13 protein-coding genes and 1 pseudogene are annotated in these 14,054 nt (G+C 62.1%); 6 read left to right on the forward strand and 8 right to left on the reverse strand.

The window, feature by feature from the left end; all coding sequences use genetic code 11:
* The 4 genes from ACOY6C_RS04595 to acpS all read left to right on the forward strand — a co-directional run bounded on the left by ACOY6C_RS04595 (position 1) and on the right by acpS (position 2,502).
* The gene (locus tag ACOY6C_RS04595; RefSeq protein ID WP_420904320.1) at positions 1–651 is read left to right on the forward strand and encodes a hypothetical protein; all 651 of its coding nucleotides are present in this window, start codon (positions 1–3) and stop codon (positions 649–651) included.
* A gap of 18 nt (positions 652–669) precedes the next feature.
* Positions 670–1,191 carry a chemotaxis protein CheD gene (locus ACOY6C_RS04600; RefSeq protein WP_420904321.1) on the forward strand — a complete coding sequence of 174 codons (522 nt, stop codon included), beginning with the start codon at positions 670–672 and terminating at the stop codon, positions 1,189–1,191.
* A gap of 175 nt (positions 1,192–1,366) precedes the next feature.
* Positions 1,367–2,101, forward strand: a complete 735-nt coding sequence (gene pdxJ / locus ACOY6C_RS04605) for a pyridoxine 5'-phosphate synthase (protein ID WP_420904322.1) — start codon at positions 1,367–1,369, stop codon at positions 2,099–2,101.
* Positions 2,098–2,502: a holo-ACP synthase gene (acpS, locus tag ACOY6C_RS04610; RefSeq protein WP_420904323.1), complete on the forward strand. Its 405-nt coding sequence runs from the start codon at positions 2,098–2,100 to the stop codon at positions 2,500–2,502. The genes pdxJ and acpS overlap by 4 nt, the downstream gene beginning before the upstream one ends.
* A 1,127-nt stretch (positions 2,503–3,629) precedes the next feature.
* On the opposite strand, the gene ACOY6C_RS04615 is transcribed toward acpS, so the two are convergent.
* The 7 genes and pseudogenes from ACOY6C_RS04615 to ndk all read right to left on the reverse strand — a co-directional run bounded on the left by ACOY6C_RS04615 (position 3,630) and on the right by ndk (position 8,184).
* Positions 3,630–4,367 carry a ribonuclease HII gene (locus ACOY6C_RS04615; protein ID WP_420906081.1) on the reverse strand — a complete coding sequence of 246 codons (738 nt, stop codon included), beginning with the start codon at positions 4,365–4,367 and terminating at the stop codon, positions 3,630–3,632.
* A gap of 5 nt (positions 4,368–4,372) precedes the next feature.
* Entirely contained in the window at positions 4,373–4,720 is a 348-nt protein-coding gene (gene rplS, locus ACOY6C_RS04620; protein WP_420904324.1) for a 50S ribosomal protein L19, read from the reverse strand.
* Complete coding sequence (trmD, locus tag ACOY6C_RS04625; RefSeq protein ID WP_420904325.1) at positions 4,717–5,535, reverse strand: tRNA (guanosine(37)-N1)-methyltransferase TrmD; 819 nt, start codon at positions 5,533–5,535, stop codon at positions 4,717–4,719. Before trmD ends, rplS begins: the two co-directional genes overlap by 4 nt.
* A 41-nt stretch (positions 5,536–5,576) precedes the next feature.
* On the reverse strand, positions 5,577–6,227 hold the full coding sequence (locus tag ACOY6C_RS04630) for a ribosome maturation factor RimM (RefSeq protein WP_420904326.1): 651 nt from the start codon (positions 6,225–6,227) through the stop codon (positions 5,577–5,579).
* 37 nt (positions 6,228–6,264) lie between these two features.
* Positions 6,265–6,489, reverse strand: a pseudogene (gene rpsP / locus ACOY6C_RS04635) (30S ribosomal protein S16); the annotation flags it as partial.
* A gap of 100 nt (positions 6,490–6,589) precedes the next feature.
* The gene (gene rlmN / locus ACOY6C_RS04640; protein WP_420904327.1) at positions 6,590–7,696 is read right to left on the reverse strand and encodes a dual-specificity RNA methyltransferase RlmN; all 1,107 of its coding nucleotides are present in this window, start codon (positions 7,694–7,696) and stop codon (positions 6,590–6,592) included.
* 62 nt (positions 7,697–7,758) lie between these two features.
* A complete protein-coding gene (ndk, locus tag ACOY6C_RS04645; protein WP_420904328.1) occupies positions 7,759–8,184 on the reverse strand; it encodes a nucleoside-diphosphate kinase in 426 nt (141 codons plus the stop codon).
* 289 nt (positions 8,185–8,473) lie between these two features.
* Here ndk and ACOY6C_RS04650 point away from each other — a divergent pair, with 289 nt between their 5' ends.
* Complete coding sequence (locus tag ACOY6C_RS04650; RefSeq protein WP_420904329.1) at positions 8,474–9,334, forward strand: hypothetical protein; 861 nt, start codon at positions 8,474–8,476, stop codon at positions 9,332–9,334.
* A 227-nt stretch (positions 9,335–9,561) separates the two neighbouring features.
* A complete protein-coding gene (locus ACOY6C_RS04655) occupies positions 9,562–10,413 on the forward strand; it encodes a PilZ domain-containing protein (protein ID WP_420904330.1) in 852 nt (283 codons plus the stop codon).
* Between the two features lie 355 nt (positions 10,414–10,768).
* Here the strand turns inward: ACOY6C_RS04655 and ACOY6C_RS04660 are convergent, their stop codons facing one another.
* Positions 10,769–14,053, reverse strand: a complete 3,285-nt coding sequence (locus tag ACOY6C_RS04660; RefSeq protein WP_420904331.1) for a DNA translocase FtsK — start codon at positions 14,051–14,053, stop codon at positions 10,769–10,771.
* Between the last annotated feature and the right edge of the window lies 1 nt (position 14,054).

The following is a 14,054-nucleotide window of genomic DNA, read 5'->3' on the forward strand; positions in this document are numbered from 1 at the left end:
ATGACTACGCCGTTGTCGCTCAACGAGGTTGAGGAAGATGCCTTCAAGGAGTTGTTCAACTTGAGCCTCGGCGCCACCGCTGCCACCTTGAGCGAGATGGTGGATGCGGAGATCGTGTTGTCGGTGCCGAGTTTCTCCAGCCCCTCCCCCCGTTCGCTGCTGGTGCAGATCCATCAACTGTTCGGTGACTCGATCGGTCTGGTGGGCATGCGTTACCAGTTCACCTTCCCTTCCGAGCGGGTGGTGCCGGGCATGGCGGTTTTATTGGTGCGTGCCACGGATCTGTGCCTGTTTCTCGAGGCCTTGCATGGGGATGCCATCCCCGTGGAGATGATCGGGCAGATCGAGGCCGATTCCATGCAACTGGCCGGAGATGTGTTGCTGTATACCTGTGCCAGCAGTTTGAGCGCGTTGTTGGAGTCGGATATCGACTGTCAGAAGCCCTTTTTTTTCCGTGGCGATCCGGAGGCGTTGTCGATTCAACTGGGACTGGAGGAACAAGACGAGAGTCAGGAATTGCTGATGTTGCGGGTGGACTTCCTCATGACCGGCAAGGGGGTTACCGGTGCCTTGTTGACCTGGATGGATGGTGATGGGTTGCCGTTTCTGAAGACGGAGATCGATCACTTCATCACCACCCACATGTCGTGATGCGCACGGACCCTCTCCATGGAGATCATCCGACTCGATCCAGGGGAACTCTACATCGGAACCGCGCCCGCCGAGGTGCATACCGTTCTGGGTTCTTGCGTTTCCATCGTTTTTTTTCATGAACGGCTTAAATTGGGCGCGATCTGTCATGGTCGCAAGCCCGACCATGTGTGCAGGCCCGCGACCACGGGGTTGAAGGTGTGTCGCGAGTTGGGCGATCATGTACGCTGCTCGTTGGAGTTCATGCTGGCCTGGTTTGACACGCGCGGCGTGCCGAGATCGGAGTTGGAGGTAAAATTATTCGGGGGTGCGATGATGTTTGCCAACTCCCTGGCGGGCGGAACGGGTCTGGGGATGGGCAAGCGCAATGTGGATACGGCGATGGAGTTCATCCGTTCCCGGAGGTTGCATCTCACCGCCTCGGATGTGGGGGGGCCATGGGCGCGGCAGATCGTGTTTTTCACCGATACCGGGGAGATCCGGTTGAAGCGGTATCGCAAGTCGGCGCAGGAGTTGGAGAGGTTGGAGCAGTTGGGGTGAGGGGTGGCGTGGGGAATGGGATTCCGCTCCCAGGGGGTTGGTTTTGACTTTGGCGCGCTCTTTACAAAGAAGCCTTGTTCGTGTCTTTTGAGAAAAAGGCGCCGCGCGCAGCCTTGCGGAAAACCACGCATCGCCATGACGGTTGCGGTTTACGATTTTTGAATTGGAATACGCCATGTTGACACTCGGTGTGAACGTCGATCATATCGCCACGGTGCGTCAGGCACGCGGAAGCCGCTACCCGGATCCGGTCGAGGCGGCCCTGGTGGCCGAACGGGCCGGCGCGGACGGCATCACCGTGCATCTGCGCGAGGACCGGCGCCACATCCAGGAACGGGACGTGCGACTGCTGCTGGAGATGGCCCAGACCAAGGTCAACCTGGAGATGGCCGCCAGCGACGAGATGGTGGCCCTGGCCTGCCAACTGCGTCCGGCGGACTGCTGCCTGGTGCCGGAAAAACGGGCCGAGTTGACCACCGAAGGGGGCCTGGACATCCTGGCCAACAAGGATACGGTACGACGGGCCACGGAGGCGCTCTCCCAGGCCGGGATACGGGTCTCCCTGTTCATCGATCCCGACCCTGAACAGATCCGCGCGGCGGTGGCGGTGGGCGCGCCGGTGGTGGAGTTGCATACCGGGGCCTATGCCGAGAGTCACGACGAGGGGCGGCGCGCGGAGGCGTTGAGCCGCATCCGTCATGCGGTGGACCTGGCTCTGGCGCGCGGGTTGACGGTGAACGCCGGACATGGGTTGCATTACCACAACGTGCAACCGATCGCGGCAATCCCCGGCCTGACGGAGTTGAACATCGGCCATGCGATCATCGCGCGGGCGCTGTTCGACGGGATGGAACGGGCGGTGCGGGAGATGAAGCGGTTGATGGTGGAAGCTGCGGGCTGGCGGACGTGATTCTGGGGATCGGCACCGATCTGGTGGCCATCGATCGGATCGGCAAGGCGCTGGAACGCCATCCGGAGCGGTTCTCGGCCAAGGTGTACACCGACGCGGAGCGACAAGCCTGCGCGTTGCGACAGGAGACAGCGTGTCTTGCCAAACGTTTTGCCGCCAAGGAGGCGTTGGCCAAGGCGCTGGGGACCGGCATGCGCGATGGGGTGTGGTTCACCGGCATGGAGGTGGGGAACGACCCGTTGGGCCGCCCGACGCTGCGGGTGAACGGGGAGACGGCACGGCGGCTCGAGGCGTTGCGGGTCCGGTCTGGCGCGCGCGAGGTGGTGATTCATCTCTCCCTGGCCGATGAGAGCGGCCTTGCGTTGGCCTATGTGGTTCTGGAAGGGGTGTTTTCTGCGTAACCAGGTGTGTTGACAGCGTTGTTCTTGATCCGTTGTTTCTGGATCGATCCTTTTTTTTACACATGGGGTTCCAGGTCTCAAGCGGGCGTGATACGTCCGTGCCGATCCATGCGCGCGTCTTGTGGGGTGGTCTTTCTTTTCCGACGTTCGAGCCCCTGTGCGTGCCTGCGCCCTTGCGAAAATTTTTCATTCTCCATGGCTTTCTTGTAAAAAAAATCGCCACCACCTTTTAACTGATTGATTATAATTTGTTTCTATTTAAGGGTCTCCTGATGAATGCTATATTGCAATGCAAAATGAATGAATTTTTTGCACCAGTCGAAACAGGGTGGGTGGCGGCCGTATTTTGTCAATTAATTGATTTTTAAAATGAAAACATCAAAATTCAATCTTGGCACGTTGTTTGATATTTATCAAGTCAAGGAACAAGCATACGGACTAAGGATGGTTCAAGCATTTGTGCAGCAGTGAGCATGTTGTGTGGCAGTTCTGTTGTTGCAGTGGCACAGTGGAAGTGGATGTAGAAGTAGATGTGGAAGTAGAAGTGGAAGGAACAGGGCTTGGTTCGCGCACGGCCCGGATCAAGGGTTGGATACTCTCCCCCCCATCCAGCCCTTGATCCTCCTCTCCCCTTTTTGAAAAGGGGAGAATGAAAACGAATTTCGAAAAGGGACGCCAGTCGTCCCGACCAAGGGTCGGCCTCCCCCCCCTCAAGCTGACCCTTGGTTCTTTATCATAGCAACGGGACGCCAGTCGTCCCGACCAAGGGTCGGCCTCCCCCCCCCTCAAGCTGACCCTTGGTTCTTTTTCATGGCAACGGGACGCCAGTCGTCCCGACCAAGGGTCGGCCTCCCCCCCCCTCAAGCTGACCCTTGGTTCTTTTTCATGGCAACGGGACGCCAGTCGTCCCGACCAAGGGTCGGCCTCCCCCCCCTCAAGCTGACCCTTGGTTCTTTTTCATGGCAACGGGACGCCAGTCGTCCCGACCAAGGGTCGGCCTCCCCCCCCTCAAGCTGACCCTTGGTTCTTTTTCATGAAGACCGAGGCGTGGTTCGTCCATGCCTCTTCCAGGGATCCGGCCTCCCCCCCTCAAGCCGGATCCCTGTTTTTTTTTCACGGATCCCTTTTCAGCACAATCCCAGCAGGCGTGCCACCGGGCCATAGTTGCGTCGGTGCTCCGGGGTTACCCCCAGTCGTTCCAATGCCGCCAGATGCTCTTGGGTGGGATAACCGGCATTGTGCTCCCAGCCGTAACCCGGATGACGTCGTGCCAGTTCGGCCATGATCCCATCCCGATGGGTCTTGGCCAGAATCGCTGCCGCCGCAATCGAGGCGGACAATTGGTCCCCTTTGATCACCGCCCGCGCCGGACAGGGGAGACCGGGAGGCACGTCGCGACCATCCACCAGGACGAATCCCGGTACGATCCGAGCCTCTGGCTCGACATGGGGGACAGAGGCGTTCCCTCCGTCGAAAGCAGGCATTGCGTCAGGCGCGGTTTGGGGAGGATTCGTCGCCCCCTGTACCCCGGTCGCGCGCAACGCCGCCACCGCGCGGTTCATCGCCAACAGCGAGGCACGGAGGATGTTGAGCCGGTCGATCTCCACCGCCTCGCAGAGGCCAATGCCAAAGGCGAGGGCCTCGGCGCGGATCGTCACGGCAAGGATATCCCGTTGCGCGGCGGTCAGGCGCTTGGAGTCGTCGATGTGGACAAGGGAAGGGGGGAGTGCCCGAAAAGGGGGCAGAATGACGGCGGCGGCCACGACCGGACCGCACAAGGGACCGCGACCGGCTTCGTCCACGCCACAAATCAGCGTGAAGCCGGTCGCTTGAAGTTCCTGTTCCAGGTCGAGACCTGGACGAATCCGGGCTACCAGTCCCGTTTCTCCCGGATGCGGGCGCCCTTGCCGGTGCGGTCACGCAGATAGTAGAGCTTGGCGCGGCGCACGTCGCCCTTGCGCAGCACCTCGATCTTGTCCAGCTTCGGGGAGTAGAGCGGGAAGAGACGCTCCACACCCTCGCCGAACGAGACCTTGCGCACCGTGAAGGTGGTACGGTTGCCGGCGTTGCGCAGCGCGATGCACACACCTTCGAACATCTGAATGCGCTCGCGGCTTCCCTCGATCACGCGCACATGCACCCGCAAGGTGTCGCCCGCGTTGAATTTGGGGACATCGGCCTTGATCTGCGCCTGCTCAAACAACTGTAATTCGTTCATGATCTTTTCATCCCGTCATGCGTGTTCTCAAACCCTCCACCCTCGGAGGGTTCATCGGTGACATCCATGGCCTCCAGATCCTTGGCCAACTCTTCGATCAACCGCCGCTCCTGGCGACTCCAGGCAACCCGCGTCAACAACTCCGGACGTCGGATCAGGGTGCGCAACAGCGACTGTCTTCTTCTCCACGCCGCAACCGCCCCGTGGTTCCCGGACAACAGCACCGAAGGTGCCGAAACCACTTCCCCGGAAAGGGTTGGCCACCGGGCCGGGCGGGTGTAATGCGGGTGATCCAACAAACCTTGCGAAAACGATTCCGCCTGTGCGCTTTCCTCGTCGCCCAAGACACCGGGAACCAGCCGGGCCACCGCGTCGAGAATCAGCATGGCGGGCAGTTCGCCGCCGGTCAGGATAAAATCGCCGATGGAAAGCTCTTCGTCAACCGACTGCGCCACCCACCGTTCGTCTGCGCCCTCATAGTGGCCGCAAACCAAAATCACATGCGGTTCCAGACTCAAACGAACCGCCTCGTCCTGCCCAAACCGCCGTCCTTGCGGGGTCAACCAGATCACCCGACCAGGACACGCGCTGCGTGTCGCATGCACCGCCCGTTCCAGCACATCGGGCTTGAGCACCATGCCTGGTCCGCCTCCGAACGGGGCGTCATCGACCCGGTTGTGCTTGTCCAGCGCGAAATCGCGAATCTGGATCAGACGGGTTTCGATCACCCCCCGCTCTCTGGCCCGCCCGAGGATGGAACCATCCAGCACCGGGGCGAACATCTCGGGAAACAGGGTGAGAATCGAGAAGCGCATCCTAACAAGCACCGGCTACTCAGTCATGGGCGAACGACCATTCATAGACCCGGCATGAGCCGGACCCGAATCGTCTTGCCAGCCTCGTCAACCGCCAGGATCACATCGCGAATCACCGGCAGCAGACGCTCTTCTCCATCGGGTTGGGTCACCACCAACACATCGTTGGAGCCGGTTCCCAGCAGTTCGCTCACCACGCCGATTTCGCGCTCCAGACCGGCCCCCGCGTTCGGCAACCCTGGACCGGCCTCTTCGGGCGGGCAGGTCGCGGAACCATCCGACGCCTCCATCTCCGGGTCCGGCATGGCCACCACCCGACAGCCGAGCAGACGGAACCAGTAGTGTCGTCCCGCGCCTGGATCCGGCAATTGGTCCACCGGCAACCAGATGGCCATGCCCGCCAGGGTTTGGATCTGCTCCCGAACTTCCCAGTTCTCGAGCGTCACCAGGAGGTCATCGCCGTGTCGGCGACCGGAACGCACGGTCACCTGGACTTCGGGCGGGGCCGCCTTGCCCAACTCCCAACGGGTTTGCGTGAGCAACCAATCGCTGGACAGCTCTCGCATGGGGGCCGTATCCGGCAGGATTCTGGCAACGGGTAGAAAACAGGGCGCCACCCGCGCCTCACCCCGCACCCCGAACGCCCCCTTGATTCGCCCCATGGCGACCCAGTTGGCGCCCGAGTCGATCATGTCGGGCCGAGGCCGATCAGGCCGAAGCCTGGATCTGCTTGATCAGGCGACCCACGGTATCCGAAGGCACCGCGCCGACGCTCAACCAGTGGTTGACGCGCTCCATGTCCAGGGAGACGCGATCGGTCTCCAGGAGCGGATTGAAAACGCCGAGTTTTTCCAGGAAACGACCATCCCGCGGCATGCGGGCATCCGCCGCGACCACGGCGTAGAAGGGACGTTTCTTGGAGCCTCTGCGTTGCATGCGAATACGAACCGCCATTGATCTCGTGCCTCTTTTCTTCTGGATGGAGATGTCTTGTGCGCCACGTTCGGCGCATCTGCGACGAAAACCCTATATTCTATGCATTTTTTTTCGAGAGTCAAGCTTCCGTTGCATGAAGGGGATTAAATAACCCCAACTCCCCTGCCGTGCCGGCCAATTGACCGCAGGCCGCCCCCACATCCGCCCCGCGACTGTCCCGGATGATGGTCACCAATCCGGCATTGGCCACGACTTCTTGAAAGCGCAGGATCTGCTCCCGCGGGGTGGGGGCATAGGGTGCGCCTGGCCAGGGGTTGAAGGCCAGCAGGTTCACCTTGGAAGGGATCCCCTTGAGCCAGTTGACCAGTTCGCGGGCATCCTGAAGCGAATCGTTGACCCCATCGAGCAGCACATATTCCCAGGTGATGCGATCGCGTCCGCGCATCGGCCAGGCGAGGGCGGCGCGGCGCAGTGCCGCCAGATTGAACTTGCGGTTGATCGGCACCAGTTGATCGCGCACCGCGTCGCGGACGCTGTGCAGGGAGATGGCGAGGTTGACGTTCAGGTTGAGTCCCGCCTCTTCCATCTTGTTGACCACCCCGGAGGTGGAGAGGGTGAGTTTGCGACAGCCGATCGCAAGTCCCGTGTTGTCCATGATGATCCGCACCGCCCGGGTGACCGCCGCGAGGTTGTACAACGGTTCGCCCATGCCCATCAGCACCACGTTGGTGACCCGCACCCCGCGCGCTGCCATGGTGGCGCGCACGAACAGCACCTGTTCGACGATCTCGGCGGTGGTGAGGTTGCGGCGCAGGGGCAGGGTGCCGGTGCGGCAGAAGGGGCAGGCGAGGCTGCATCCGGCCTGGGACGAGACGCACACCGTGCCGCGCTCTTCATCGGGAATGAAGACCGTCTCCGCGGCCACGCCGTCGCCGCAGTCCAGAAGCCACTTCTCCGTCCCATCTGTGGAGACCCGATGGGAGATCACGGGCGGGCGCAGCGGCGCGATCACCTCCGCCAGTCGGGCGCGGAACGATTTGGAGAGATCGGTCATCTCCTCGACCGTTCCGGCCAGCCTGGCATACACCCAGGACCATGCCTGCTGGGCTCGATAGGGTTTTTCGCCCCACGCGATCATGAGTTGGGTCAACTCCTCGCGGGTCATGTCGGTCAGGCGCAGGGGCGCCGACGGTGTGAACACCGGCGCCGTCGGGGCAGCGCCCATTTCGGGCGGTTCCCCGGCGGGCGGTTCCCCGGCGGGCGGTGGGGCAGAGGAAGCGAGAGGCATCAACGCGGACAGATCTCCATTTGACCGAAGAAGAAGGCGATCTCCTGGGCCGCGGTTTCCGGGGCGTCGGAGCCATGCACGGCATTGGCCTCGATGCTTTCGGCGAAATCGGCGCGGATCGTTCCTGGCGCGGCCTTGGCCGGATTGGTGGCCCCCATCACCTCGCGATTCTTGGCGATGGCCTCCTCGCCTTCGAGGATCTGCGCCATGATCGGTCCGGAACTCATGTAGCGCACCAGATCGTCATAGAACGGCTTGCCCTTGTGCACGCCGTAGAAGGCGCCCGCCTGGGCTGGCGACAGATGGAGCATCTTGGAAGCCACGATGCGCAGGCCGGCGGCCTCGAAACGGGAGTAGATGGCACCGATGACATTCTTGGCCACGGCGTCGGGCTTGATCATGGAAAGGGTACGTTGAATGGCCATGGTATGGACTCCTGATCGCGGTTGCGTTGGATGATTGGACAAAGGGGTGTGGCGTTTCCGCTCGGTTGGGCGCGCGTTTTTGTTCTGAAATGGTTTTGGGTGCGCGTGCGCGCGGGATTGTTGTATAGCTTGATTTTTGGGTTTGCGCCAAGATATATTCGACATTTGCGGTCGTGAACCGCCATATTTTTTCGTGAAACTCCTGCCAGGGAGGTTCACGGTCGGGGGTGAGGGGGGCTCCCCCCATCAAAAATCATTCAATCTGGCATGAGAGGGAGTCTTTGCATTGATGTCCATGTCCCGATCCTTGTTCAAGAGCACGCTCGCGGCTCTTGCGGTGCTCACTCCCGGCCTCGCTGGCGCCGCTTCGTGGTATGGCGCCCCTTTCTCGGCGGATACCGTGATGGTCAGCCCCGTGGATCCCAAGGATCGGGCCTCCGGCAAGCTGTATGTGGGCGCCGACCGTCTGCGTTCCGAGGGGGTCTATCAGGGTACCCGAAAAGTGTTGATCGTCAACATTCCGGAACGCAAGGCCTATACCCTGATACCGGACAGGAAAGAGTATCACGAAGGGTTGAGCGAGGCGCTCATGCCACCCCGTCCGGATGTGGAAAAGATGCCGGATGACCCGCAAGGTCCGTGCAAACTCGATCCGCAACTCGCCTGCACCCACGATGGATCCGAGACCATCCATGGGATCCAGACCGAAAAATGGTCGGTCAAGGCCAAGGGGCAGGGTGCCCAACATGTCGTGCGCATCTGGGTCGATGCCGGGCGACGCATCGTCATTCGTCAGCAGCCGGATGACGGTCCGGTGATGGAGCGCAAGCTTCTCGGCATCGAGAAGATCGAGGGACGCGATACGGAAAAGTGGGAGATCACCCACAGTTTCAAGGAGAGGAAGAACAGCTACCAGCAGTGGGTGGATGCCGCGTTGCGCATTCCGGTTCGGCTCGGCGAGGGGCGTCAGGCCGCCATGGAGGTCACCGCCATCCGCGAGGGCCCCCAGGATGCCGCCCTGTTCCAGTTGCCCGCCGGCTACAAGCAGGTCAATCCGCCGCCGCCTCTGGGCGCCGAGGGGCCTGGCCTGCCCCCAGCCCAGCCTCCGCAGCCTCCGGCGGACCCCAGGAAAGCCCCTCGCTATCAATAGATCCATCGTTCCACCGTGGGGATGCGGGGAGCGTTGACAGGCCGGGCCGCGCATCGTTGCCACGACGGGTTCCAACCTGAATCGGGATCGCGACGGCTGGGATGAGGATGGATGATGGCTTGCTTGTGGTGTGATTATTGCTTGAATGTGCAAATCATATCAATTCTGATTTGATCTGTTCATGTCTGTTCGCGTGATTTGGAAGGGGGCCTTGAAAGAGCATGGTCATGGACAAAAACGTACCCGGCAAGCTTTCGACATTTGATACCCTGCAACGTGCCGTGCGTGAGAGCGTGTTGTTGGAGGTGCGCCTGGACGGCGAGGAGAAGCATTACGGCGCCCGTTTGTTGTCGCTCTCCGAGGATCCCAGCCATTTCAAGAAAAAGACCGCTGATCTGGTGTTGGCCCAGTTCGCCGCCAAGATCCAGCCGGCTGTCGCCACGGCGGATGCCGTGCCCCAGGCCGAGGAGCAATGGATTCTGATCACCCCGCTCGAGCCGCCGGATGGAAACATGCGCATTCGCAAGGCGGCCAAGGTGTTGTTGGGGTTTTGTCTGGGCTTGGAGTATTTTCGTACCGTGGTGACCTTTCGCAAGGTACAACGGATCGAGACCGGGCAGGCGATCGAGCTTTCCTGGCCACCGGGTTTTCAGGTGGCCACCAAGCGGTTGCAGCAGCGGGTGGAGATCCCGAATGAGATGTTGTTGGAGGTTCAGGTTCACAAGCGTGGTGCCGAGCCTTTTTCCGCTCAGGTGGTGGACATCTCCCAGGGTGGTTTGTCGTTCACCTGCAACATCCCGCCGGTTGCGTTGGAAAGTGGAGACAGGATCGGGGTGTCCATTCGTGGTGAGATTCTGATGGGCACGCCGATCAACACCTACGGCACGGTCACGACCATCACCAAGGCGCGAGACAGCAAGGATGTGCAGGTATCGCGGCAGTTGTATGGCGTTCGGTTCGTGATGCTGTCGGTGGCCGATGCCATGACCGTGGATCGGTTGGTGGAGGCGGTGGAGTCGGTCGCGCAGGGACCGTCGCCGGGTGGGGGCAAGCATACGCGCAAGCGGGTAGGGGTGTGAGGTAGGGGAGAGGCGAGGAAGGAATCGGTTTGGTAACGATTCACCCCCCCTCATGCAAATTCATATTCCCCCGTTTCCCTGCGGTCAACGGGGGAATGTACAAAGGACAGCGCGCGCTTGCGCATTTTTCTAAAAAATCTATTATCATAAAAATGCGCGAAAGGCAAAGTCAACATCATAAAATCCAAACCTCAGGGCTTCGCCCCGAACCCCACCGGGGGCGATAATCGCCCCCGGCCCCCCGTATAGAGAGGGGGACCTGAAGCGTTACCCGGTTTGACTGTTGCGGTGGCCTTCGGCCTCCTGTTCCCCGCGACGGTTAAAACAATCCCGCCTGGCTGGCAACCCGCCTGGCTCACCGCTCTCCTCCCTGATTCGGGGCCAACACCTCCCGCTTGCCGGAATGGTTCGGCTCGGAGATCAAACCATCCATCGCCATCCGATCCACAATCCGCGCCGCACGGTTGTATCCGATCTTGAAATGCCGCTGCACCATGCTCGTGCTCACCTTGCGCGCCCGGATCACCACCGCCACCGCCTGGTCGTACAACGGATCATACTCGTCCGTCATCCCGTCTCCCATCCCCATGTCGTCCCCCTCATCCCCACCCGTGCCATGAGCGAGAATGGAGAGATCATACTCGGGACGCCCGGTGGACTTGAGGAACTTCACCAGAGTGTGAACCTCTCCATCCGCCACGAACGGGGCGTGAATGCGCTGCAACAGTCCGGTCCCAGGGGGCTGGAACAACCCGTCACCCATGCCCAACAACCGGTCCGCGCCCATGGAGTCGAGAATCGTGCGCGAGTCGATTTTTGACGAGACCTGAAACGCCAAACGGGTCGGAAAGTTGGCCTTGATCAACCCGGTGATCACATCCACCGACGGACGCTGCGTGGCGATGATCAGATGCAATCCCGCCGCACGCGCCATCTGCGCCAATCGCGCGATGGCCGGCTCCACATCCTTGCCCACCTGGATCATCAGATCGGCCAACTCGTCGATGATGATCACGATCAACGGCTTTTTCTCGAGCGGGATCGGCTCTTCCTGCTCCACCGGACGCCCGGTCTCGGGATCGAACCCAACCTTCACCCGCCGGGTCGGCTCCTCGCCGGAGATCAGACACTCCTGAATGCGCTGGTTGTAACCGGAGAGATTGCGCACCCCCAGCTCCGACATCAGCCGATAGCGCTCCTCCATTTCGGCCACCGCCCACTTGAGCAACGCCGCCGCCTTGTTGACATCGGTGACCACCGGGGCCAACAAATGCGGAATTCCCTCGTAGATGGAGAGCTCCAGCATCTTCGGATCGACCATCAGAAACCGCACATCCTCGGGACGACACGAAAACAGGATCGAGCAGATCATGGCGTTCACCGCCACCGATTTGCCCGAACCGGTGGTGCCTGCGACCAGCAGATGCGGCATCTTGGCGAGATTCCCCACCACCGGACGCCCGTTGATGTCCGAACCCAACGCCATGGCCAATGGGCTCTTCACCTGCCGGAAGATGTCGGAATCGAGAATCTCCCGCAGATAGACCGTGCGTCGGTTGGCGTTCGGGATCTCGATGCCGATGACGTTCTTGCCGGGAATGTTCCCCACCACGCGCACCGATACCGCCGAGATCGAACGGGCCAGATCGTCCGCCAGCCCGATCACCTTGGCGGCGCGCAGACCTGGCGCGGGGTCGAGTTCATAGGTGGTGATCACCGGTCCCGGATGGGCGTCGATGATCTGCCCCTTGACCTTGAAGTCCTCGAGCTTTTGCTCCAACAGCCGCGCCGTGGACTGCAACTCCTCGCGACTCGGGCCGTGATAGCCGGTATCCTCCGGCAATGCCAACAACGACAACGGCGGCAATGGGGTCGGGGCATCCTCCAGGTTCGACGAGGCGTCGAAGCAGGCGTCGTCGGAGTCCTCCTCGCTCTCCAGGTCGGGATCCGCATAGGTCTCGAGCGTCGCATCCGCGAAACTCAACTCCGGGCTCGGCATGCGTGTAGCGGGAATCGCCTCGCCGGGGCCGTCGAACCCCATGCCGTTGTCGGACGCCCGCGACCAGGGGGCCAGGGGCGGAATCCCCTCGTCCGGCGGCAACTCCTCGTCCGGATCCAGCTCCACCGGCTCGGGACGGAGACTCGACACGCTCGAACTCCCGTCCGTCCTCTCCCCGAAATCGGAACCAGGCTGACTGGGGGATGTCATCTCCAGCGCGCTCCCGGTGGTTTCGGCTTCCGGAGATTTTTTCAAGAACACCACACCCTGACGCCGCGCGGGAGCGGCGTCGGCATCCTTGGCATTTGCCTGGTCCGGTTGCGCGTCACGGGCCGGGGTGGCTGGCGCGCTTCCCAACGAGAACGAGATCCTGGGCTGTTCGATCGATACGCCCGGCGTGGCCGAACCGCCCAGAGAGAGCGACAGGGTGGCCTTCTCGATCGACAGGCCGGGCGCGCCGTTCGCGGCAACAACCTCGGCGGGAGGTGCCGGTTGGAGGGACTCCTGCCGGGTCGGGGCCACAGGCGCGACGGTGGGTTCGGGACGCTGCCCGGTGAACAACGAGGCCGAGGTGATCGGCTCCGACGGGGGAGCCGTGATCTCGGGCGTGCGGACCGGCGCTTCGGCGCTTCGTTCCGTTTCGGGCGTCGCATCCTGTTCGCGGGGGGGCGGTTCTGGAACCGGAGCCGGCATGACGGGGGCGGATTCCGGCGCGGTGAGCGCGGTTTTCGCCAGCAGATCGCGCAGTTCCGGTGCGGGAGTCGGCGGAAGATCGATCACCGGCTCCACCCGCGTCTCCAGGAGGGGCGCGCCGAGCGGTTGTGCGGGGGACGAAGGGGGCGTGGGACGGGCTTTCGGTATGGCGGCGCGCAGCCGGTCATGCAGTGCATGCATCAGCATCGGCAGGGCTGCGACGACGCCCACGATTCCGATGAGCAGCTTGCCGCTTAAGCTCAGGGCCTTGGAGAAGAGATCCGCTCCCGAGCGGCTGACCATTTGCCGGGCCTCCGGGATGGAGGTAGGCTTGGGCAACGAGACCTCGCGCAGATCCTGCACCCACTCCATGATGCCGGTGAACGAAACCCGCAGCAGCACCATCAGGGCGAGCACTCCCAACGGGGTGATCAGCAGCAGTCCACCCCACAGGCCAAAGGCGTGACGCATGGTTTCGGCCATCGCCCCGCCGATCACGCCGCCGGGTCCGGCGGGCGGAAAGGCGTCCGGGGAGGAGGTGGTGTTGGTCAACAGGGCGTGCAGGGTCATGGTGACCAGGGCCACCATCGGTGCGGCCATCACCCGGTCCAAATAGAAGATCTCCTCGGGTTTGGAACGCAGCAGCCGATATCCGGGCACAAGCAGAAAAAAGACCAGCCAGAAGGCGCCGTATCCGAGCGCCTGATAGAGTCCGTCCGAGAGCAGGGCGCCGGTGCGACCGGCCAGATTGTGTACCGCCGCGTTGTCGCTGGCGTAGTTGAACGAGGGATCCTCGGGATTGTGGGAGAGCAGGGTCAACAGCAGAAAGGCGCCCAGGAACAGCATGATCAGACCCAGCGCCTCGCGCACAATCTGTGCGCCGGGCGTGAGCGGCGCATCGGCGGCGGCCTTGGGAGCCGTCGGTGTGGGACGTCGCTTGGTGGTCATG

The sequence above is a fragment of the Candidatus Magnetaquiglobus chichijimensis genome (assembly GCF_045865675.1).
GTDB classification, from domain to species: domain Bacteria; phylum Pseudomonadota; class Magnetococcia; order Magnetococcales; family Magnetaquicoccaceae; genus Magnetaquiglobus; species Magnetaquiglobus chichijimensis.

Coding starts and splice junctions, on each gene's coding strand:
- ACOY6C_RS04595 (WP_420904320.1), top strand. CDS start 1: ATGACTACGCCGTTGTCGCTCAACGAGGTTGAGGAAGATGCCTTCAAG.
- ACOY6C_RS04600 (WP_420904321.1), top strand. CDS start 670: ATGGAGATCATCCGACTCGATCCAGGGGAACTCTACATCGGAACCGCG.
- pdxJ (WP_420904322.1), top strand. CDS start 1,367: ATGTTGACACTCGGTGTGAACGTCGATCATATCGCCACGGTGCGTCAG.
- rplS (WP_420904324.1), bottom strand. CDS start 4,720: ATGAACGAATTACAGTTGTTTGAGCAGGCGCAGATCAAGGCCGATGTC.
- trmD (WP_420904325.1), bottom strand. CDS start 5,535: ATGCGCTTCTCGATTCTCACCCTGTTTCCCGAGATGTTCGCCCCGGTG.
- ACOY6C_RS04630 (WP_420904326.1), bottom strand. CDS start 6,227: ATGATCGACTCGGGCGCCAACTGGGTCGCCATGGGGCGAATCAAGGGG.
- rlmN (WP_420904327.1), bottom strand. CDS start 7,696: ATGGGCGCTGCCCCGACGGCGCCGGTGTTCACACCGTCGGCGCCCCTG.
- ndk (WP_420904328.1), bottom strand. CDS start 8,184: ATGGCCATTCAACGTACCCTTTCCATGATCAAGCCCGACGCCGTGGCC.
- ACOY6C_RS04650 (WP_420904329.1), top strand. CDS start 8,474: ATGTCCATGTCCCGATCCTTGTTCAAGAGCACGCTCGCGGCTCTTGCG.
- ACOY6C_RS04655 (WP_420904330.1), top strand. CDS start 9,562: ATGGACAAAAACGTACCCGGCAAGCTTTCGACATTTGATACCCTGCAA.
- ACOY6C_RS04660 (WP_420904331.1), bottom strand. CDS start 14,053: ATGACCACCAAGCGACGTCCCACACCGACGGCTCCCAAGGCCGCCGCC.